Below are 20,221 nucleotides of genomic sequence, written 5' to 3' on the forward strand. Positions count from 1 at the left end.
GTTCGGTCCGCGTTCGCCGGCTGTGTGGGCCGGTTCTGGGGCCCGTCCTCACTGGCTTGCCGGATCCCTGTGCCTCTTCACCGTTGGACAAGCGGACTCGGGTTCCGGTCCGCCAGGATGTCCTCATAGCGTCGGCGTATCTGCTCCCTCACCTCCGGATGGGGCAGCACATAGAACCGGTTGTGTCGAACGGCGTCCACCACGGTGAGCGCGACCTGCCTCGGAGGCATCCCCTCGGACGTGAGCATGCTGTGGAAGTGGCCGCGCAGTTGCTCCCGCCGCGCGAGCGTCGCCGCGTCCAGAGATTCCCGCAGGGTCTCGGGGCGGTTGCGCTCGGCCCGCATGAGCTCGGTCGCGACGGTGCCGGGACAGAGCACGGAGACGCCCACGGGAGCGCCTGTGTCGAGAAGCTCGTAGTACAGACCCTCGGCCAGCCGGGTCACGGCGTGCTTCGACACGGCGTAGATCGAGCCAGGGCCGGTGGTGAGCCCCATCGCCGAGGATGTGATGACCACATGGGCCTCGACGGACTGCCGCAACATCACCGGGACGAACGTCTGGATGCCGTGCACTACTCCCATCACGTTGGTGTCCAGGAGCCAGCGCCAGTCGCTGATGTGGCTGTCCCACAGCGGGCCTCCCCCCGCACCGGCCGAACCCGGGGAGGCCACACCGGCGTTGAGACACGCCACGTGCACCGCGCCGTAGCGATCGACCGCTGCATCGACGAGCTGGACCACTGACTGGCGTCGGGTCACATCAGTCTCAACACCTGTGACTTGGCCTCCTTTCGTCGTCAACTCCCGCTCGGCCGCCGCGAGTGCGGGCCCGTCGATATCGGCGAGAACCACCTTCATCCCCTCGGTCAGGAAGCGGTCGACCAAGGCACGCCCGATCCCGCTAGCCGCTCCGGTGACGACGGCCACCTTGTCCTGGAGCTCACGCATGCTCAGCTCCCGGGCGTCGTTTACGCGGGAACGAGGTCGAAGAACACAACGCGCTGCCCGGCCTCAGGACGGGCGAACATCCGCCTGCACCGCAGCTCACTGCGTTCGAAGACGTCGAACCACAGCTCGTGCCGCAGAGGAAACCCTTGGGCGGTGAGGGCGTGCACCAGGAAGAACTCGGAGTCGTCCTCCTCGTTGTCGTAGCGTAGCTGGGGCTCGCCCAGGATGAACCCCTTCATGCCCGCGCGGAGCAGGCTTGCGAACGTGTCGAACAGAGCGACCACCTGGTCCTCGCCCTCGCGGAAGAACTCGTGGACCACGCCAACCGCCACCAGCGCGTCGGCCTCGCGGCAGACAGCGGGCCACAACTCGGGGTGGAACGCGTCGCCGACCACGAACTCCAGGCGGTCCGCCACTCCTGCAGCCGATGCCAGCTCGCGGGCCACCTCGATCGCCTCGTGGGAGATGTCGAGGCCGACACCCCGCATGTCCGGATTCTGGATACAGGCGTCCACCAGGAGCCGGCCCGCTCCGCAGCCGACGTCGAGGATGCACCGGGCGCCGAGGTCGGCCAGGGCACTCAGCACCGTCGGAGTGTGAAAGCGGTGGAAGAGCGTGGCACTGTGGCGGCCAAGAGCGGCAGCGTCACGCTTCACGTCCCAGCCGTAGGCCGCGCGCCCAGCCAGGAGTTCCGCCGTCTGCGAGAGCACCGGCCCGTATGCCTGTCCGTAGAAACCGAGCATGGCGCGCGATGCCTCGCTGGTCAGCAGCTGGCCCCGGTCAGTCAGCTGCCAGGTCCCACCCGGCCCGCCGGTGACGACGCCCTGGAGTTCCAGGTAACGGACGACGGATTCGGCCAGACTCCTGTCCAGGCCCTCAAATAGTTCCTCCGGAGCGCTCTTTCCCTCGGCCAGCCGGTCCAGCAACCCAGTGCGCGCGCACGCGTCCAGGGTCATGAACAGGTACGTGTTCTTGATCAGCACGTCCATGCCGGATTCGCGGTATTCACGCCATACGGACCTGGGGACGGTGTCGGCCAGCTCCACGGTCTCCGGGACGGGCCGGACCTGGATCGCATCGGTTGAGGCGGACTCCGCCTTCATAACTCACCTCGTTCGTCGGATGACGGCTTTTCGGGAAGGCAGGGAGGAACTCACGGAAGATGAGGCAGAACCTCTGCCGCGACAAGCTTCAGGTGGTCGATGTCGGTCGGGTCAAGGAATTGTAGATAGACCCTATCGACTCCGGCTTCCGCATAGGCGGAGATACGGTCGATGACCTCGCCCGGCCTTCCCCAACACGTCCCGTCCGTGCGGTAGACGTTCTGTTGGAGCTGTGTCACGGATTGGCGGCGTTGCAGCTCGGCGGCGGTCTCTCCGCAGCAGATGTTGAGAGCGACGGATTTTCTGGCCAGGCTTGGATCGCGCGCGTATTGCGTACAGGCTCGGTTGAATCGCGTGAACAGGTCCCGGACCTGTGCGGTATCGGCAAAAGGGACGTTATATTCGGTGGCGAAACGGGCTGCGATATGCACGCTCCGGCGTCGGCCGCGACCTCCCAGAATGAGGGGGAGGCCGGCGGGCTGTACCGGTTTGGGAAGGGCGGGCGAGTCGGCGATCCGGTAGTGCCGTCCCGCGTAGGAGAGGCGGTCACCTGCGGGGAGATGCCACCAAGCGGTCACGATGTCAAGTTGTTCCTCCAGCCGCTGGAACCTCTCGGAACCGTCGGGAAACGGGATCCCGCAGGCCGCGTGTTCCTCGGCGCACCAACCGGCTCCCAGTCCCAGCTCGACACGCCCGCCGCTCATCGCGTCGACCTGAGCGGTGATCACCGCCAGCTGTCCCGGAGGGCGAAAGGTAACCGGCGAAACCAGTGTGCCCAGGCGTATGCGCGCGGTCTCCCGGGCCAGTCCTGCCAGCACGGTCCACGCGTCACACGGCCCGGGAAGCCCGTTCCCAGGTCCTTGCGGCACGTAGTGATCGGCGCAGAAGAATCCCGTGAAGCCAGCCGCTTCGGCGGCCGTCGCCGCGGTGCGCAGCGTTTCATAGGTGCCTCCCTCCTGCGGTTCAACGAATACACACGTATCCATGTTCAGGGAATCCGACCTTCAGCAATGCGCTGAACCGGCATTGGTGTCGTTGCGGGGAGAAAGCTCACGTTAGCAGGCAGGCACCGTATGTCAGCCGCCAGGAAGGCAGTATTCCGTGTGGTGCAACGCCACTCGCTTTGTTTCACAGCGTGCAACGGGACGTCTTGACCGCCCGGTGTGGCGGTGGTTGCGTTCCCTCAGGAATGGTGAATAACAAGGGTTGACCTCGGAAAGCTACGGAAGGGAGGCCGAAAATTCTCCATGCCTCTGGACCGGGCGGCGACGACGGATTCGTCGGGCTCGACATCGGTGCCTCGAAATGGGTGGCCTGGCAACCCGGGAAAAGCTCCGGCATGGTGCGCGGAAGCGTGTATGACGACCCGGAGCGCACACTCGGTGAACTGGCCGCGGCTCTGGACGAACGCTACGCGCAGGCGACAAGGACCGGCTGTGCCTTCGCCGGGGTCATGGACGGGCACGGGGTCGTGGGTACCTGGCCGAACCGCCCGGAGTGGGCCGGTTTCCCGCTGGCCCGGGAACTGTCCCGTATCGCCCGGAGCGACGTGGTCATCGCCGACGACGGCTCCTGCGCGGCAGTGGGCGAGCACCGCGAGGGCAGCGCCCGCGAAGTGGACGACTTCCTGTGCGTGACGTTCGGCACGGGGATCGGAAGCGGACTCTTCCTCAACGGAACGCTGCGCACGACGAGGGCCGGACAGCCGAACGGCCTCGGGCACTTCCGCGGGGACCTCGAACCGCGTTGCAGATGCGGTGCCGTCGGCTGCCTTCAGGCGGGGCTGTTCGCCGGCCCTTCGTGGAGCAACCGTTTCGTCAGGCGGTTCACCGAGGTGGTGGCGGACTTGATGAACCTACTCGATCTCCCCGCAGTAATCCTGACCGGAGGGCGGTTGATGCACACACCAACGCTAGGACGTACTCTCGCGCGTCATCTCCAGGGGGAATTGGCCGATGCCCTCCGCACGGTGCGGATCTCCCCCTGGCCGGACCAGTCGGCCGTTCGCGGCGCCTACCACGTGGCCGCCATGGCCCAGGCAGGGCAGGCGATGTTATGAAGTGTCTGGTCATCTTCGATCTCGACGGCACCCTAGTGGACTCCAAGGCCACGATGGAGGCCGCTTTCCGTCAGGCTTACGCCGAGACAGTCGGGCATGGGGAGCCTCCGCTCGAAAAGTTCTTCGGCCTGCTGGGCGAGTCGTTCCCCCGCATTCTGGAGACTCTCGGTCTCCCTCTGGCCATGTGGGAGCCCTTCCGCTCGGCTTCCCGGGAACGGATCGCGCAGATCGCGCCCTACCCTGGCCTCCTGGGTCTGTGCGAGCATCTGCGCAGCAAGGGATGCACCCTGGCGGTCCTCACCGGAAAGGACCGCGAGCGCACCGTCGAACTGCTCGACCGCCTCGCGATGGAGCATCTCTTCGACGCTGTCGTCACCAGCTCGGACGGCCTGCCCGCGAAGCCGGCCCCGGAAGCCGTGCTCGCCCTCTGCGATCGCCTCGCCGTTCGCCCCGAACGGACCGTGATCGTCGGCGACGCCGCCTTCGACATCCTCGCCGGACGACGAGCCGGCGCATCGGCGGTCGGCTGCCGCTGGGGCATCGGATCGGCCGAGAGCCTGCGCGAAGCAGGACCGGACGCGCTGGTCGAATCCCCCGACGATCTCAAACGCGTATTGGACGAGTGGTACGCGCGGGCTGTCGGCCCCGTCCAGCCCTTCAAGGTCGGCAGTGGTCCAACGGTCATGGGCAACCAGACATGAACGGCACCCTGCGGACCCACACTCCCTGGAAGGTGGCGGTCTCAGGGCTCGGTTGGATCGCACGCACCGTACACCTGCCTTATCTGGACGCCGCTCCGTTCGCCACGCTGGTCGGGGTCCACGACAGCGACCCGTCCCGGACACGGGAGACGGCCGACCGGTACGACGTCGCCGGGTTCGAGTCTCTCCAGGATCTGCTGGATTCGGACACAGACGTGGTCTTCGTCTGTACCCCACCCAGTGACCATGCGAAGTCCACGGCCGAGGCTCTGCGCCGCGGTAAGCACGTCGTATGCGAGAAGCCGCTCGCGACCTCCGCAGCCGACGCCGAGCACCTGGAGCGCCTCGCTCTGGAGAGTGGCCGGGCGTTGTTCTGTTGCCTCACCAACCGCTACCGCGAAGACATCGCCAGGCTCCGGCAGGAGGTGGCGCATGGAATCATCGGAAGCCCGGTGTATCTGCGCGCCTCGTGGTTGCGCGCTCAGGGGATCCCCACCAGTGCCGGGGCCGTGGAGCTCGGCGTGCTGTGGGATCTGGGGAGCCATATGGCGGATCTCGCCCTGTGGCTCACCGGCTGGCGTGCCCCCTCGCTCGTGACCGCGGCACAGCTGCGCTCGTCGCACGACACGCGTGAGGCTGCCGCCGCCTGGCACTCCGGCGGTGAGTGGAACGGGCTCGGAAAGGACACAGCCGACACCGCGGTGATCGACATGACGTTCGGTGGCGACGCGGCTGCGCACATCGAGGTCTCCTGGGCGGCGCGGGTTCCGGACGACCGAGTGGAACTGCTGCTCGTCGGGACGGACGGCGCCTGCCGACTGCGCTCGGTGTTCGGGTGGAGTCCTGCCCGGATGACGGTGCCGGATCCGCCGCTCGCCGTCGCCGACCGGCAGGCACGACGGTGGCGTCCGCTGATGCCGCACCAGCAGCGAAAGCAGGTCGAGTACGCGGCCCAGCTCGATCACTTCTTCGGCGGCCTGGACCAGGGCCGGTTCCACCGGGAGGACCTGGCCACCGCCGTCGACGTGACGAAGGTCGTCGCCGCGGCCGCCGCACGTGCCAGCTGACCGATCAGACCGTACCTGTAAGCGCAACTCCCTGATGGCTACTGGCCCGAGGAGGGGGCGGAGGACCCGTGAGCATCCAGATAACGCCGCTCTCGCGGCACTTCGGTGCCGAGATCAAAGGCGTCGACACAGCCGGCCCGCTGGACGAGACCACGAGGCGTGAGATCGCCGACGCCTTCCACCGGTACCTGGTGATCGTCTTCCGGGACCAGCACATCGAACCGCAAGACCACATCCGCTTCAGCCGGCACTTCGGCGAGCTGGAGACCCACGTACTGACGCAGTACCTCCATCCTGGTCATCCGGAGATCATCGTCATCAGCAACGTCGTGGGCGGCGACGGCGTACGCAAAGGGCTCTTCGACGTCTACACAGCTGACGACCCCGAGTGGCACGCCGACTACTCGTGGAGCCGACGGCCCAGCCTCGGTTCGCTCCTGTACTGCCTAGAAGCGCCCGCTACCGGAGGCCAGACCATGTTCGCCACCTCCCAGGCCGCCTACGACGCGCTGCCGGCGGGCACCCGGGAACGCGTCGCCGGACTCAGCGCCGTCCACAGCCTCGACCACCTCAACGAGCGACTGCGCGAGTCCAACCCGGCGAAGCCGCCGCTCACCGACGAGCAACGACGGCAGGCTCCCCCGGTCACTCACCCCCTGGTGCGAGTCCACCCCGTCACCGGCAGGCGGTCCCTGTTCATCGGGAACAAGTGCATCAGCGAGGTGATCGGCCTGGGGCCGGAGACCGGTCAGTCCCTGGTCGATGAGTTGGTGGCTCACACCACCTCCGAGGAGTTCGTGTACACGCACACATGGCGTCCGGGCGACCTCCTGCTCTGGGACAACCGCAGCACGCTGCACGCCGGACCGACCCCGTACGACGTCGACCGGGAACGGCGGACCATGCACCGGACGACGATCGCCGGAGACGTCCCGCTGGCCGCTCCCCGTCCATAGATCGAGAGGGCAACAGCGATGAAAGTCCCCGAGACGGTTCGAGACGTCGTCTACCACACGGTCATGGACGAGGCGGACCTCGACCGCGAGCAACTGCGTCTGGCTTTCGACGCGCTCCTGGACGTCGAGGACGTCCGTGTCCGCGCGGCCCTGTGCGCGACCCTGTCCACGGCTCTGCTCCAGCGGGGTCCGCGGACACACGAGGTGGTGGCCCTCTGGGACGTTCTCATGGAGCGCGAGGACCACCATCGAGAGCGGCCGTATGCCGCTCCGCTGCCCCAGCGCGGCCGGGTCGTGACACTGATGGGCAGCGGGAAGAAGGGGATCCGCTGTTTGAACATCTCCACGCCCAGCTCCCTGCTCGCCAGTGCGGCGGGTGCGGCGGTCGCGAAGGTCGGCGCCAACTGCACGTCACGGATCACCAGTTCCATCGAACTCGTCGCACTGCTCGGAGTGAATCTCGATCTTGGGCAGGACGCCATGCTGGAGGTTCTGGAGCGCACCGGCTTCGGATATTTCCGTGGTGGTGACGCCATGGCACCGGCGTTCTTCGAGACCTACAAGGGCACGTGTGTGGCCCCCCATGCGCTGATGTTCGGATGGCCACTGCTCGCTCCGATCAGGACAGACGCCTTCATGTACGGCCTCACCCACTGGAATGTCCGTACGAGCGCGGAAGTCGTCCGGCATTTCGGTCTCGCTGGTGACCACGGAAGCGTCGTCTCCTCGTACGGCGGCGGCGCGCGGCTCGACGAAGCCCTGCCATTCGGGACCACCTATCTGTGCCGCACCGCCGACGGGCAGGTGGCTCTGCCGGAACAGCACAGGTTCGACAAGGAGCTGTGCCTGGTGGATCCGGCTGGCGCTGTCCCGGCGGGTGGGGGTGGGATCGAGGGTCTGCTCGCACGCGGCTCGACCACCGAGGACATCTCCACGACCGTGCAGGCCCTCGCAGGAAAGGGGAGCCGGACCTACGCGGACGCCCTCGCGCTCAACGCCGCGTTGATCGCCCAGGCTGGCGGCGTGGCTCCCGACCTGTCGGCGGGCTTCGCCTTGTGCCGGTCGGCACTGGACAGCGGACTGGCCCTGGAGAAGCTGCGTGAAGTCGTCGACGCCACGGGCGGGGACCGGCAGGCACTGGAGCGATGGCTGTAGCCGAGCCCGCATTCCGCGCGTCGGTTCGCACGCGTCACCTGGACAATCGGAGGAGGCAGACTTGACCGCGCCCGCCATTCGCCTGTTCTACGCCGCGTGGGACGGCGACTCCGTGACGCGATGCCAAGAGATCGCTGGTCTTGGACTCGGCGCGGAATGCGAGCTGATCGACGTCGCGGCAGACGAACCGCGCTGGCGGGCCAGTGCGTTGCGGACCGTGCCCGCCGCGCAGGTCCTGCGCGAGGGTGCGGTGGTGGCACAGTTCGACGGACGGCTGCCTGCCGACGCCATCAGGGACGCGTTGAACGGGACCGGTTCGCGCTGCGATCAACTGATCGCGCCCGTTGAAGTGACGGGTTCCAGTGGCACCTACCGGTACGGCCGATGGAGCGAGCCCTCGGTCGTCAACCGTGAGACGCCCGGTCTTGGGTGGAGCTCCTCCAGCCGCGAGGTGCCTCATCAGCCGTGGCTGATCCTGGACACCCTCAGGGCCCACCGTTTCGGCGCGATCGGCATCACGCCGCGCGACTGGGCCGTCGACCCCAACCTGCGTCAGTGCCTGCCGCCCGACTTCGACATCTCGGTGAGCACTGACGCCGCACACTGGACTCCGGCGCTCGAAGTGCGCGGTTACAGCTGGCTTCGCGGCTACACACACTATTGGGACGTTGACGCGGCCGGCCGCTACGTCAGGTTCCAGGCGCGGAAGCTGCACAGGCGGGACAACGGCCGGTACGTCTGCCAGCTTCACGATCTCGAACTGTGGGGCATTCCCGTCGAGCCGGCGGAGATCCGGCACCCGTCCACGGGGCAGTGGCGCCTGCCCGCGGAGGAGGGCGACGGGACAGCTGTGCGCAAGCGCGGGATCTGGCACGCGCAGCATGAGGGAACCACCGCCACGACGTGGCACCTGGCGCCGGGCGCGAGGCTGCCGCCCCGGGGACTGCTGCGCGGCCGGGCCATGTGGCTGGTGCTCGAGGGCACCGTTGCCATACGCGTCGCGGGGCTTCCGGAGGAACAGCGGGTCGAACACGGCACATGGCTGACTCAGTGGCCTTCGTACGGGCTCGTCGTCGCCAACGCTTCATCACTCGAGCCGGCGACCCTGCTCGAGATCCGCAGCGCTCCGGAAACGGCTGAAGTCTGGGGCGCGCCCCGCCGCGGTTCGCCGTCGGAGGGGACGGGTCGTTCCAGCGACCGAGCAAGGGACCAACAGCCCACCACTGGAGGCGGAACGCGATGAGCCTCACCGAAGACACAGGCGCCGACCGTCTCGCCGCGCTGGGCGGGTGCCCGGTCCGGACAAGTGACTTTCCTCCGTGGCCCCAGGCGCCGCAAGGCACCAAGGAGGTGCTGGAGCGGGTGCTCGGCAGTGGCCACTGGTGGCAGTCGGGGAACGGACTCGCCGAGGAACTTGAGGCCAGGCTGGCTTCTTACCACGCGGCTGAGGGAGCCGTGGCGGTCACCAACGGCACGCACGCCCTGGAACTGGCTCTGCGTGGCGTTGGCGTCAGGCCGGGCGACCAGGTACTCGTCTCCGCACTCACGTTCATCTCGAGTGCCGCCGCGGCCAGCCTGCTCGGGGCTGTCCCGGTCCCCGTGGATGTCGAGCCGGACACGCTCGGCATGGCACCGGCTGACCTGGAGCGCAAGCTCACAGGAGCCGTGAAAGCCATCGTGCCCGTACACCTTGGCGGCAATCCCGTGGACATGCGCGCCGTGGGGAGCCTCGCCGACCGGGCCGGCGTTCCCGTGATCGAGGACTGTGCCCAAGCAGTGGGAGCCGAGTGGGAGGGACGACGCGTCGGGGGGCTCGGCACTCTCGCAGTGCACAGCTTTCAGGCGAACAAGTTGCTCACAGCTGGTGAAGGCGGAGCGGTCATCGTCAGGTCCGACCCGGAGCTGCTGGATCGGCTCGTCCTGCTGGGCAACTGTGGTCGAGGCCGCGGCGTCATGGCCCCCGACCACGAACTGATCGGCTCCAACTACCGCATGACAGAGTTCCAGGCGGGCATCCTGCTCGCGCAGTTGGATGCCTACGAGGAGCTCTGGGCACGCCGGCAGGCCGCAGGACAGGCGCTGGTCACCGCGCTCCGGGAGGAGAACCTGGCGGTCCCGGTGCCCGTGGCGCCGGGTGTCACGCGTGCCGCCTGGTACAACGTCCTGTTCCGACTGACGCCGGCGCTGGCCCGGCGGATGACGGGCAGCGAGTTCGCCGCCGCTCTCACCGCGGAGGGTATACCCGCTCGCCCGCTGCATCCCCCGTTCCATCTCACACCCGCCTACCGGGACCGGGACCTGGGTGGCACCTGCCCGCATGCCGAGCAGGCCGGAGGCGAGGTTATGTTCCTGCATCACCGGCTGCTGCTCGAGGGGCAGTCCGGCGTGGACGACATTCTCGCGGCGTTCCGCAAGATCCACCGCGAGGTGACCGGGGGCCGTGCGGGGGCCCGTGAAGCCCTCCACTGACCCGATACCGGGCCTCCAGGAAGCCGTTCTCCGAAACGCACTACCGCCTACCAGTAAAGGATCGTCATGGACTTCACTGCTTCTTCCGACGAATGGGTCCTGGGCCTCGGCGGATCCTCACACGACTTCGCGGCCGCGCTCATCCATGGAACGGAGATCAAGGTTGCCATTGAGGCCGAACGGGTCACGCGGAAGAAGTACGTCCGTCCCAGGTGGTTTGAGGACCCCTCCCGTGCCTGCGTCGATTACTGCCTCGAAACCGCGGGGATATCGCGTGACGAACTGAGCCGCGTGGTCTCCTGCGAGTTGCTGCCCTATCGGGCGCGGGCCCAGTTCGACGGCATTCCCGTGCGGGCCTACCCGCACCACCTGGCGCACGCCGCTTCCGTGTGCATGATGCTGGAGCCGGCCGAGTCCGCCGTGATCATGGTCATCGACGGCATGGGCTCCCCCTGCTCCGCCGCCAAGCGGACCGAGGTGTGCCCGCAGCCGTCACCGGACCCGGGCCTGGTCCAGCGGGAGACCTTCTCGTTCTTCGTCTACGAGAACGGTGATCTCACTCCCATCGGGGCCACCCGCGGAGAAGGATTCCTGGAGTTCGTGGACCTCACCACCGGTGCCACCAACTCGATCGGCCTGCTCTACGAGATGATCACTGCGATGCTCGGGTTCCATCCCCTGGAAACCGGCAAGACGATGGGGCTCGCCCCCTGGGGCCGGCCGCGGTTCCTGGATCTGCTTCTGGAGTTCACGTCGTTCGGTGACGACCTGAACAATGTCTTCGCCTTCGATCCGTACGACCAGCGCTTCCAGGAAGCCGTGACCCAGGTACTGGACCGTGAGGGACACGACTTCACGGTGCGCGCCGACCTGGCCGCGAGCGTCCAGGAACTGTTCACGCGCACGCTGTTGCACTGCTACGAACTGGTGGCCGACCCGCGCTTCGACGCGGTGTGCATCGCCGGAGGGTGCGGGCTCAACAGTGTCGCCAACGGCGTCCTCGCCGGACGGCTGGACAGCCGGACTCGGCTCGTGGTGCCACCGCACACCAGCGACGCCGGTATCGCGCTCGGCGCTCTGTGGTTGGACCGTCATGGGGCAGAGCCGGCCACGCCGGTGAAGCTGACGGTGGCTGGCAAGCCACTCATGCCGAATATCGCGCGTCCCGGTCGCCTTTACGACGCCACGGAGCTACAGACGGCCGCAGCCGCGTACCACAGGAACATTGCTCGCGACACGCGCATCACCTCAGCCGCGGACCTCGCCAGGTTCCTGGCCGACGGGAACGTGGTCGGCGTCTTCAACGGCGGCTCCGAGATCGGCCCGCGAGCCCTCGGCGGCCGCAGCGTTCTCGCAGATCCGCGCGACGCTGCGATCCGGGAGCGCATCAACCGGCGGATCAAGCATCGTGAACCGTTCCGCCCTCTGGCGCCGATCGTCCTCACCGAGCACTTCGACGACTACTTCTTCCCCGCCGCGGCAAAGGACTACTTCATGCTCGTCGTGGCACAGGCGAACGATAAGTGCCATCGGGAGGCACCCTCGGTCGTCCATGTCGACGGGAGCGCCCGAGTTCAGGTGGTCGACGAGGACTCGGACCCCTTTCTGGCCCAGGTGCTGCGAGAGTTCCACGGCATCACCGGCCTGCCGATACTGCTCAACACCTCGTTCAACCGTCGGGGCGAGCCGATCGTGGAATCTCCGGAAGATGCGATCCGGGCCTTCGTGGACATGGGACTTGATGGCCTCTACCTCCAGGGAGACTTCTACTTCCTGGCGGACGCGGGTGATACCGAATGAAAGGGAGGGAGGGTCCCTCGCCACGGACCGGGCACCCCGTCGTACGAGCGGTTGTCTTCGACATCGGAGGCACCGTGTTCGACGAAACGCGGCAGTGGGCCGGATGGGCCAAGTGGCTGGGGGTGCCCGAGGCGACTTTCTTCGCCGCTTTCGGGGCGGTCATCGAGCGCGGGACGCACATGAGCGAGGTCTTCGCGTTCTTCGATCACGGCCACATCGAACCGTACGCGGTGCGAGCACAGCGTATGGCGGAAGGTGAACCTGACGAGTTCGGCCTTGAGGATCTCCATGGCGACGCGCTGTCCTGCTTCGAGAAGCTGCGGGCATCGGGGTTCGCGGTCGGTCTGGCGGGCAACCAGCTGGAGCATCGGCACGCCCTGATCGAGGAGTTCGGCCTGCCGGTGGACTTCGTTGCCACGTCCGCGAGGTGGGGCGTCGAGAAGCCGGACGCCGAGTTCTTCGCCCGAGTGGTGCGGACCTGCGGTGTCGCACCGGGAGAGATCGCTTACGTCGGTGACCGGGTGGACCACGACATCCTGCCTGCGCTGCGGGCAGGACTGGTTACCGCGTTCGTCCGGAGAGGACCGTGGGGCTATGTCCAGGCCCGGACCGCCGGGGCCGAGCGCGCGCATTTGCGGCTGGACGAACTCGACTCTCTGCCAGAAAGGCTCTTGTCGTGGAACGAGGGCGCTCTGTGACCGCGTCAGCCCGGGAGGCGCCCGTCGGTGTGGTCCTGGGTACGCATCTTCCGCCGCAACAGACCGCTCGGCTCGCTGCTCTTGCCGAGGAACTCGGGTTCAGCGAGATCTGGCTTCCCGAGGACTATTTCTTCACGGGCGGAATCGCCGGCGCCGCCATGGCTCTTGCCGCCACGCACCGGATCCCCGTGGGGCTCGGCGTGGTTTCCGCGGCCACCCGGCACCCCGCGCTGCTGGCGACCGAGTGCGCGACTCTGGCAGGCGCTCACGGCAACCGCCTGTGGCCCGGCATCGGACTCGGCGCCTCTCCCGCCTTGGACAGGATGGGCCTGGACATCGAACGTCCGGTCGAGTTCCTGCGGGAGTACGTCTGCGGGGTCTCGCAGTTGCTCGCTGGCGAGGAGATCACACGATCGGGCCGCTTCACCTTCAAAGGGGTGCGACTCGCCTACCCTCCCTCCAGCCCTCCTCCGGTGTTCATGGGAGCGATCAGGCCGAAGTCACTGCGGCTGTCCGGAGAGATCGCGGATGGCACGGTACTCGGCTCCATGTGCAGCGCGCCCTTTGTCTCGTGGGCCGTGCAACAGGTGCAGCGCGGACGCGCTCGCGCAGGACGGCCACAAGGGGGGCACCGTTTCCCGGCGTTCTCGTTTCTGTGCCTTCGCTCCGACCGCGCCCGGGCCCGCCAGGCGCTCCGGCCGGTCCTCGCTCCCTACCTCAAGATCGTCGGCGAGGCGGGCTGGCCCTACACGGAAATCCTGGGGATCGGCGAGGACATCAGGGCGCTGGGGTCAGTCACCCGGATCGCACAGGAGATGCCCGACGCCTGGATCGACGAACTCGCCATCGCCGGGGATGCCGAGTACTGCGCGGGCAGGATCAATCGCCTGCTCGGCGCAGGTGCCACCTCCGTCGCCCTGTTTCCCGTGCCCTTTGACGAAGCTGACTCCATGCTCTCGCTGGCCGGACGCGAGCTGCTCCCCCAGCTATGGGCGTCCGAGTTCCGCGCAGACGTCAGGGAGATGGCATGAAGGAACAGTTGGACCGTCGCGATCCGCTGCCGTTGCACGAGCACGCCACGAGGTCGTGGGAGGCGCAGCTCCTCGAGTCAGGCGGAGCCCGCCTCGTGGACGTGCCGCTCCCCGGCCACCGCTACACCGTCGCGATCGGCGGCGGAGTGCGTCACGCCCTGCGCCTGGTGCTCGACGATCTGCGTCCTGGCAGGGTGGTCGTCGCTGCCCGCCGCGGCGCGCCAGGGCCAGCCGGCCTCGGACTGCACACCCTTGGGGTGCCGGTCGAGCACGTTCTGGTGGACGACGGGGAACCGGCCAAGACGCTGGCGGATGTGGAAAGAATCTGCCGTGCCTTCGCTCAGAAGGGTCTCACGCGGTGGGACGCCGTGGTGGCTGTGGGTGGTGGAACCGTGACCGACATGGTCGGCCTCGCCGCCGCGCTTTACCACCGCGGCACCGCCGTCGTGCATCTGCCCACCACGCTCCTGGCCCAGGTCGACGCGAGTGTGGGCGGAAAGACCGGCGTGAACCTTCCGGAGGGGAAGAATCTCGTCGGCGTCTACTGGCACCCCGCCGCCGTGCTGTGCGACACCGACTTCCTGTCGACGCTGGACGCCCGGGAATGGCGCAGCGGCCTGGGGGAGATCGCCCGTTGCCAGCTGGTGGGGGGTGAAGATCACCGCACCCGCCCGATGGAGGAGCAGATCGCTTCCGCCGTCGCCATGAAGGCCGCGGTCGTCGCGCGGGACGACCGCGACCATGGTGCCCGGATCCTGCTGAACTACGGGCACACCCTGGGGCACGCCCTGGAGTCGGCAACTCGGTATCGGATGAGGCACGGCGAGGCCGTCGCTGTCGGAATGATCTTCGCCGCACTGATCGCCGAGGCGCTGGGCCGGATCCCACGGCAGCGCGTCGCCGAGCACTACGACGTCATGGACAGCCACGGCCTGCCAGTCACCCTGCCCGCCGGCGTGAACATTCGCGGACTGACCGAACTCATGATCCGTGACAAGAAGGCGCAAGGGGAGCTGACGCTGGTGCTCGACGGGCAGCAGGGGTTGGAGGTGGTCCATGGCATCTCGACAGCCCTGGCCGATCGAATACTGAGGCAGATGCTTCCCGGAGCAGAGGGGAAGTGAAACGCGCCGCCAAGGACAGCCATATGCGATATCGCTTTTCGAGGGAGGTTCCCATGAGCTGGATCAAGACCGCGTCCACGATCTGCTTCAAACCGTATTCCCTGGAGGAGGCGGTCCGTGGCATCGCCGAATCAGGGTTCGCCAACGTGGAGCTGAGCGCGGTCAAAGGCAACGTGGAGCACCTCGACCCGGACGACCTGTCCCCCTCGACGGTGCAGCACGCACAGGCCGTGCTCGCCCGGTACGGCGTGACGGCGGTGAGCGTCAGCGGGCACGGCGACCTGCACACGGCGGAGGGCCTGGCACGGCACCGCCGGATCCTGCGGGCGACCCGCGACGTCGGCGCCCGGGTCCTGATCACTTTCATCGACGGCGTGGACGGGCTTGAAGCCTGGACGGCGTTCGTGGAGAACATGCACGACCTGGCCGACGATGCCCACCGACTCGGTGTCGGGCTGTGCCTGGAGAACCACAGTGACCGCATGGCCACAGCGAAGAAGGCTGCCCGGATCATCTCCGAGATCGGCCACCCCTGGTTGCGGATGAACTACGACACCGGGAACGCCAGTTTCCTTGCCGGCGTTCGCCCGGATGAGGACGTCGAGTTCGCCCTGCCCGTGCTCGGGCACGTTCACCTGAAGGACCATCAGGAACCTGCCGGAAACATGTGGTTCCCCCCTCTCGGGGATGGAGACCTCGACGTGGACACCTTCCTGTCGCGGGTCGAATCCGCGGGATTCGAAGAACCGGTGAGTGTGGAGATCGCCTTCGATGCGACGTGGCCGTCCTGGGACGAGTGCCTGTCCGCGCTGAAACGCAGCAAGAAATTCCTCGACTCCATCCGCCCCTGACAGGCGAGAACGGAGACTTTTCCATGCATGTCGCGGTAACCGGAGGAAGCGGCACGCTCGGCTCCTACATCGTGCCCGAGCTCGTCTGGGCAGGACACCAGGTGACCTGTGTGGGCAGAAACCGCCCGAAGGCCGGTGGCGGAGCCAGGTTCGTCCAGGGTGACATCCGCGCTCCCCGAAGCCTCCGGGAGGCATTCGACGGTCAGGATGCCGTCGTGCACCTCGCCGCGGTGCCAGGTCCGCACTGGACGACTCCCGCCGACCTCACCGACGTCAACGTCAGTGGAACGGTCAACGTGCTGGAGGAAGCCGTCAGCGCGGGAGTGTCCACGGTGGTCTTCGCCTCGACCGGGGCCGCCACCGGCTTCGCCTTCGGCGATCCGGTGCCGCGGTACCTGCCGATCGATGAAGAGCATCCCAGTGAGCCGCACGACCCGTACGGACTCAGCAAGCTTTTAGGCGAACACGTCTGCGCGCGCTACACACGGGCGTACGGGATCCGCACCCTCTGCCTGCGCGTCCACAACACGTGGTACGTGGACCGCCCCGGCACCGCACGCGCGATGGACAGCGCCGGCTGGGCGCGATCCCTTACCGTGGAGCGGCTCTGGGACAACTACCTGCGAGCCCTGATGGAGCCGGAGACACAGAAGGTGCCTGGCCCGCCCTCCGCCCGCCGCACGCTATGGGGCTTCGTGGATGCCCGGGACGTCGCCCGGGCCTTCACCGCGGCAGTGGAGAATGAAACCCTCAACCACGAAGTCTTCCTCATCACCGGCGCCGAAACGTGCTCGACACAGGAGACGCCTGAGCTCGTCGCCCGCTACTTCCCGAGCACGCCGCTGCGGACAGCCCTGCGCGGACACGCGACACTGGTGTCGCACGACAAAGCGAAAAAGCTCATGGGCTACGACCCCACGCACTCGTGGAAAGACAGCGACTTCTCGGTCTGGTTGCGGGCTCAGAATCCGAGCCTTGCGATGGGATGAAAGGTGAGAAACTCCTGATGGCAGACCACTTTGAAGATATTGGCGAACGGCTGCGCAAAGATTTCACGATCCTGGAGCGCAAGACGGATGACGGTCGGCCCCTGGTTTACCTGGACAGCGCGGCCACTTCTCACAAGCCTCGTCAGGTACTCGACGCGGAGCGTGCCTACTACGAACGTCACAACGCCGCCGTGCACCGAGGTGTGCACACACTCGCCGAAGAGGCCACGGAAGCTTACGAAACCGCACGCTCCTCGGTCGCAGCGTTCATCGGTGCGCAACCGAGCGAAATCGTCTTCACGAAGAACGCTACTGAAGCGATCAACCTGCTCTCATACTCCGTAAGCAACGCTGGACTGGCCGGAAGGCAGGTCCAACGCTTCCGTCTCGAGCCGGGTGACGAAATTCTCGTCACAGAGATGGAGCATCACGCGAATCTTGTACCCTGGCAGCAACTGTGCCTGCGTACAGGCGCGGTACTGCGCTGGATCGGCGTCACGGACGATGGACGGCTCGACCTGGATCAATTAAACACGATGTTGACCCCTCGGACTCGGATTGTGGCGCTCACGCATCAATCGAATGTCTTGGGCACCGTGAATCCAGTTGCGGAGATTTCCTCTCTCGCGCACTCGGTCGGTGCTCTCGTGCTGGTGGACGCGGCCCAATCGGTGCCACACATGCCCGTCGACGTCCGGGACCTCGGGGCCGATTTCCTGGTCTTTTCAGGGCACAAGATGCTCGGACCTTCAGGAATCGGTGTCCTGTGGGGACGCTACGAACTCCTCGAGGAGATGCCTCCCTTCCTGACGGGCGGGTCCATGATCGAAACCGTGCACATGGACCATAGCACTTTCGCGCCGCCACCCCAGCGATTCGAAACCGGCGTCCCCATGGCCGCGCAGGCCGTGGGCCTGAGTGCAGCCACGGCATACCTCTCAGACGTCGGCATGGAGAACGTCGAGCGCTATGGGCGCGCTCTTACGTCATATGCTCTCGAGAGGATCCAGACCATTCCGGGCGTACGTGTTCTCGGGCCCGAGGCGGCTACGGAACGAGGAGCGCTCGTGTCCTTCGTCCTGGACGGTGTCCATCCTCACGACGTGGGTCAGTTGCTTGACGAGCGAGGAGTAGAGGTCAGGGTGGGACATCACTGCGCATGGCCCTTGCATCGCAAGCTCGGTGTCACGGCCACCACGCGCGCCTCCTTCTACGTCTACAACACCTTCGAAGAGGTAGATGCACTCGTCGTTGGTTTGGACTATGTCCGCACGTTTTTCAGGTGATAGGCAGGCGGACATGTGGGAAGGCAGGTCATGAGCGTGCCGAAGCCGCTGATAGCCGTAGCCCTGCACGACGGCTGGTACGGCGTCGCCACGGGAGCCGGCCGTTCCAATCATGCACTGCTGCGTATCCTCGCCCAGGCCCTCGCCCCCGGGGTGGAGTTGGCCGTGCTCCCCGTACGGTTCTCTCCCGGACACGGCTGGCACCAGCCGCAGTGGCATCGCGCCGCACAATCTCAACTCACCAACGTCCCTCACCGTGTCCTGCCGTTGGGTGACGGATCCTTCGGCGGGCAGCCTTTCGGCACCCTGCCTACCTTCCGGCCGCTAGTCGCCGAGACCGCCTCCATCATCACCGGGCTCGCTTCGCACCACCGTCGCGGCGCGCTCATCGCCATAGACCGGCTTTTCGCCGGTCTCGGCCCGCTTCTGCCCGCTTCCCTCGACTGGGAGTTGCTGTACCTGCCGCGTTCCACCGCCGCGCACCACGCCGATCCCGAGGAACGGGCGTGGGAGCGGCACGGCCTGGACGGCTGGATCAGGCGCGGCGCCTTCGTCGGGGCGATCAGTGGCCACATGCGCACCGTCCTCGCCTCCTGCGACGTGCCCGAGAGTCGGCTGCTCGACGTGCCAGGAGGGCTCACACCGGACGACGAGGTACCCCTTTCCGCGGCTCCGCAGTTGCCCACGGCCGCGTCGCACGGCTTCCTTCTGGCCATGGGGCGTGCTCAGCCCTACAAGGGATGGGACGACCTCCTGGACGCGCTCGCGCTCTTACGGGAACGTGCCATCCGGGTCCCCCACCTGCTGCTGGCCGCCGTGACCAACGGCCCACCCAACGCGTACCAGCGCCACCTCGCCGATCGCATTCACGCGCTCGGCCTGGACGCGACGCTGTGGACTCGTCATCACGACGGCCTTCCCGGATTACTCCATCACCCACGGCTCCGCGCTGTTGTGGTTCCCTCCCGCATCGAACCCCTGGGCCGGATTCCCCTTGAGGCCTACAGCGCCGGTGCAGCCCCCGTCATCGCCACCACCGCTGGCGGACTCGCGGAGACAGTCATCGACGGTGTCACCGGCTACACCTGCCGCCCCAGCGATCCCGCCGACCTCGCTGACGCTCTCCACCGTGCCCTGCGCGCCTCACCCCACACACTCGCCCTCCAGCGCACGGCGGGAGCTCGTCTGGCTGCGGCCCGCGACTACACAGCCTGCGTCACCAGGGCGCTGCACACTCTCGCCCCCTGGGCCACGGCCACCGCAGCCCCTCGGGCAGAGGACCGCGCGCCCGGCTGAGATTCCCGGCGGTAGAGCGACCTTCCATGTGTGTGTCAAGAATGAGTGCTTAATTTCGCGGCGGCGTGCATGAGCATGACGGCGTAGTTCCGCTCGTCATTGACTGTCCGCTTCGACTGGACGGCCACGCTGACCGATCCAGTGGGGAGCCGCCCATGCCACACCACTGTGGATATCAGGTCCCAGCCGCTTACTGGCGCCGGGGTGCGCGCATACAGCCCGTCACTCATACGCAAATACGGTTCGAGCGAAGACCCAGCCGACCGTATTTTAGGCATGTGTCGACGCATGGACCGCCCCTCCTCGAGGGAGGCGAGCACCACTTGGCCTGCGGCATCCGCCTGGAGCGGCGCGGCGTCCAGGTTTGATGCTGCCTCACTGCTACTGCGTAACGCCTGGGTGAAAGCATCGCCGCTGTTGCCTCGTATGCCCACACACTTCCTGAGTGGATCCACACCGAAGAGGATTGCCGTGTGCAGCAGGGCCACTTGTTTACTGTGATGATGAAGGGTGGCAAGCAGCCGATGCACATCTGCGGAAAGTTGATACAGTGGCCGAAGCTGATTCATGGAAGTGCCGCTACTGTGCCCATTGATCAGGCCGTAGGTCCCTCCCTCCCCTCTGTAAAATATCCCTTCGCTTACGCCGGCAGCTAAGACCCGGCATGTGGTCGATGGTGTCATCCCAGA

Annotated in this window: 18 protein-coding genes; 15 read left to right on the forward strand and 3 right to left on the reverse strand. The window is 66.9% G+C overall.

Going from position 1 to position 20,221, the window contains the following annotated elements:
• Positions 1-77: 77 nt before the first annotated feature.
• The 3 genes from ACZ49J_RS32545 to ACZ49J_RS32555 are packed head-to-tail and all read right to left on the reverse strand — an operon-like array spanning position 78 to position 3,036.
• Positions 78-947 carry an SDR family NAD(P)-dependent oxidoreductase gene (locus ACZ49J_RS32545; protein WP_467454161.1) on the reverse strand — a complete coding sequence of 290 codons (870 nt, stop codon included), beginning with the start codon at positions 945-947 and terminating at the stop codon, positions 78-80.
• A gap of 20 nt (positions 948-967) precedes the next feature.
• Positions 968-2,050 (reverse strand): SAM-dependent methyltransferase, encoded by a 1,083-nt coding sequence (locus tag ACZ49J_RS32550; protein WP_467454160.1) that lies wholly within the window; start codon positions 2,048-2,050, stop codon positions 968-970.
• A 50-nt stretch (positions 2,051-2,100) separates the two neighbouring features.
• Positions 2,101-3,036, reverse strand: coding sequence for a TIGR03560 family F420-dependent LLM class oxidoreductase (locus ACZ49J_RS32555; RefSeq protein WP_467454158.1), 936 nt, complete (start codon positions 3,034-3,036; stop codon positions 2,101-2,103).
• Between the two features lie 305 nt (positions 3,037-3,341).
• Between ACZ49J_RS32555 and ACZ49J_RS32560 the strand changes: the two genes are divergently transcribed.
• The 15 genes from ACZ49J_RS32560 to ACZ49J_RS32630 all read left to right on the forward strand — a co-directional run bounded on the left by ACZ49J_RS32560 (position 3,342) and on the right by ACZ49J_RS32630 (position 19,532).
• Entirely contained in the window at positions 3,342-4,109 is a 768-nt protein-coding gene (locus tag ACZ49J_RS32560; RefSeq protein WP_468351234.1) for an ROK family protein, read from the forward strand.
• The gene (locus ACZ49J_RS32565; protein WP_467454157.1) at positions 4,106-4,810 is read left to right on the forward strand and encodes an HAD family hydrolase; all 705 of its coding nucleotides are present in this window, start codon (positions 4,106-4,108) and stop codon (positions 4,808-4,810) included. The genes ACZ49J_RS32560 and ACZ49J_RS32565 overlap by 4 nt, the downstream gene beginning before the upstream one ends.
• A complete protein-coding gene (locus ACZ49J_RS32570; RefSeq protein ID WP_467454156.1) occupies positions 4,807-5,877 on the forward strand; it encodes a Gfo/Idh/MocA family protein in 1,071 nt (356 codons plus the stop codon). The genes ACZ49J_RS32565 and ACZ49J_RS32570 overlap by 4 nt, the downstream gene beginning before the upstream one ends.
• A gap of 68 nt (positions 5,878-5,945) precedes the next feature.
• Positions 5,946-6,833 (forward strand): TauD/TfdA dioxygenase family protein, encoded by an 888-nt coding sequence (locus ACZ49J_RS32575; RefSeq protein ID WP_467454155.1) that lies wholly within the window; start codon positions 5,946-5,948, stop codon positions 6,831-6,833.
• Between the two features lie 18 nt (positions 6,834-6,851).
• Entirely contained in the window at positions 6,852-7,988 is a 1,137-nt protein-coding gene (locus ACZ49J_RS32580; protein WP_467454154.1) for a hypothetical protein, read from the forward strand.
• A 61-nt stretch (positions 7,989-8,049) separates the two neighbouring features.
• On the forward strand, positions 8,050-9,231 hold the full coding sequence (locus ACZ49J_RS32585; protein WP_467454153.1) for a discoidin domain-containing protein: 1,182 nt from the start codon (positions 8,050-8,052) through the stop codon (positions 9,229-9,231).
• Positions 9,228-10,457: a DegT/DnrJ/EryC1/StrS family aminotransferase gene (locus tag ACZ49J_RS32590; protein ID WP_467454152.1), complete on the forward strand. Its 1,230-nt coding sequence runs from the start codon at positions 9,228-9,230 to the stop codon at positions 10,455-10,457. The genes ACZ49J_RS32585 and ACZ49J_RS32590 overlap by 4 nt, the downstream gene beginning before the upstream one ends.
• A 66-nt stretch (positions 10,458-10,523) precedes the next feature.
• Positions 10,524-12,257 (forward strand): carbamoyltransferase C-terminal domain-containing protein, encoded by a 1,734-nt coding sequence (locus ACZ49J_RS32595; protein ID WP_467454151.1) that lies wholly within the window; start codon positions 10,524-10,526, stop codon positions 12,255-12,257.
• Positions 12,254-12,955, forward strand: a complete 702-nt coding sequence (locus ACZ49J_RS32600) for an HAD family hydrolase (protein WP_467454150.1) — start codon at positions 12,254-12,256, stop codon at positions 12,953-12,955. The genes ACZ49J_RS32595 and ACZ49J_RS32600 overlap by 4 nt, the downstream gene beginning before the upstream one ends.
• Before the next feature lie 29 nt (positions 12,956-12,984).
• Positions 12,985-13,986, forward strand: coding sequence for an LLM class flavin-dependent oxidoreductase (locus tag ACZ49J_RS32605; protein WP_467454149.1), 1,002 nt, complete (start codon positions 12,985-12,987; stop codon positions 13,984-13,986).
• Positions 13,983-15,110, forward strand: a complete 1,128-nt coding sequence (locus ACZ49J_RS32610; RefSeq protein ID WP_467454147.1) for a 3-dehydroquinate synthase family protein — start codon at positions 13,983-13,985, stop codon at positions 15,108-15,110. The genes ACZ49J_RS32605 and ACZ49J_RS32610 overlap by 4 nt, the downstream gene beginning before the upstream one ends.
• 53 nt (positions 15,111-15,163) lie before the next feature.
• Positions 15,164-15,961, forward strand: coding sequence for a sugar phosphate isomerase/epimerase family protein (locus ACZ49J_RS32615; RefSeq protein ID WP_467454146.1), 798 nt, complete (start codon positions 15,164-15,166; stop codon positions 15,959-15,961).
• 23 nt (positions 15,962-15,984) lie between these two features.
• Positions 15,985-16,950 carry an NAD-dependent epimerase/dehydratase family protein gene (locus ACZ49J_RS32620; RefSeq protein ID WP_467454282.1) on the forward strand — a complete coding sequence of 322 codons (966 nt, stop codon included), beginning with the start codon at positions 15,985-15,987 and terminating at the stop codon, positions 16,948-16,950.
• Between the two features lie 17 nt (positions 16,951-16,967).
• Positions 16,968-18,236, forward strand: coding sequence for a cysteine desulfurase (locus ACZ49J_RS32625; RefSeq protein ID WP_467454144.1), 1,269 nt, complete (start codon positions 16,968-16,970; stop codon positions 18,234-18,236).
• Positions 18,237-18,266: 30 nt separating this feature from the next.
• On the forward strand, positions 18,267-19,532 hold the full coding sequence (locus ACZ49J_RS32630) for a glycosyltransferase family 4 protein (RefSeq protein WP_467454143.1): 1,266 nt from the start codon (positions 18,267-18,269) through the stop codon (positions 19,530-19,532).
• Positions 19,533-20,221: the final 689 nt, after the last annotated feature.

Source organism: Streptomyces sp. NPDC030840 (assembly GCF_055572015.1).

Coding starts and splice junctions, on each gene's coding strand:
- ACZ49J_RS32545 (WP_467454161.1), bottom strand. CDS start 947: ATGCGTGAGCTCCAGGACAAGGTGGCCGTCGTCACCGGAGCGGCTAGC.
- ACZ49J_RS32550 (WP_467454160.1), bottom strand. CDS start 2,050: ATGAAGGCGGAGTCCGCCTCAACCGATGCGATCCAGGTCCGGCCCGTC.
- ACZ49J_RS32555 (WP_467454158.1), bottom strand. CDS start 3,036: ATGGATACGTGTGTATTCGTTGAACCGCAGGAGGGAGGCACCTATGAA.
- ACZ49J_RS32565 (WP_467454157.1), top strand. CDS start 4,106: ATGAAGTGTCTGGTCATCTTCGATCTCGACGGCACCCTAGTGGACTCC.
- ACZ49J_RS32570 (WP_467454156.1), top strand. CDS start 4,807: ATGAACGGCACCCTGCGGACCCACACTCCCTGGAAGGTGGCGGTCTCA.
- ACZ49J_RS32580 (WP_467454154.1), top strand. CDS start 6,852: ATGAAAGTCCCCGAGACGGTTCGAGACGTCGTCTACCACACGGTCATG.
- ACZ49J_RS32590 (WP_467454152.1), top strand. CDS start 9,228: ATGAGCCTCACCGAAGACACAGGCGCCGACCGTCTCGCCGCGCTGGGC.
- ACZ49J_RS32595 (WP_467454151.1), top strand. CDS start 10,524: ATGGACTTCACTGCTTCTTCCGACGAATGGGTCCTGGGCCTCGGCGGA.
- ACZ49J_RS32600 (WP_467454150.1), top strand. CDS start 12,254: ATGAAAGGGAGGGAGGGTCCCTCGCCACGGACCGGGCACCCCGTCGTA.
- ACZ49J_RS32610 (WP_467454147.1), top strand. CDS start 13,983: ATGAAGGAACAGTTGGACCGTCGCGATCCGCTGCCGTTGCACGAGCAC.
- ACZ49J_RS32615 (WP_467454146.1), top strand. CDS start 15,164: ATGAGCTGGATCAAGACCGCGTCCACGATCTGCTTCAAACCGTATTCC.
- ACZ49J_RS32620 (WP_467454282.1), top strand. CDS start 15,985: ATGCATGTCGCGGTAACCGGAGGAAGCGGCACGCTCGGCTCCTACATC.
- ACZ49J_RS32625 (WP_467454144.1), top strand. CDS start 16,968: ATGGCAGACCACTTTGAAGATATTGGCGAACGGCTGCGCAAAGATTTC.
- ACZ49J_RS32630 (WP_467454143.1), top strand. CDS start 18,267: ATGAGCGTGCCGAAGCCGCTGATAGCCGTAGCCCTGCACGACGGCTGG.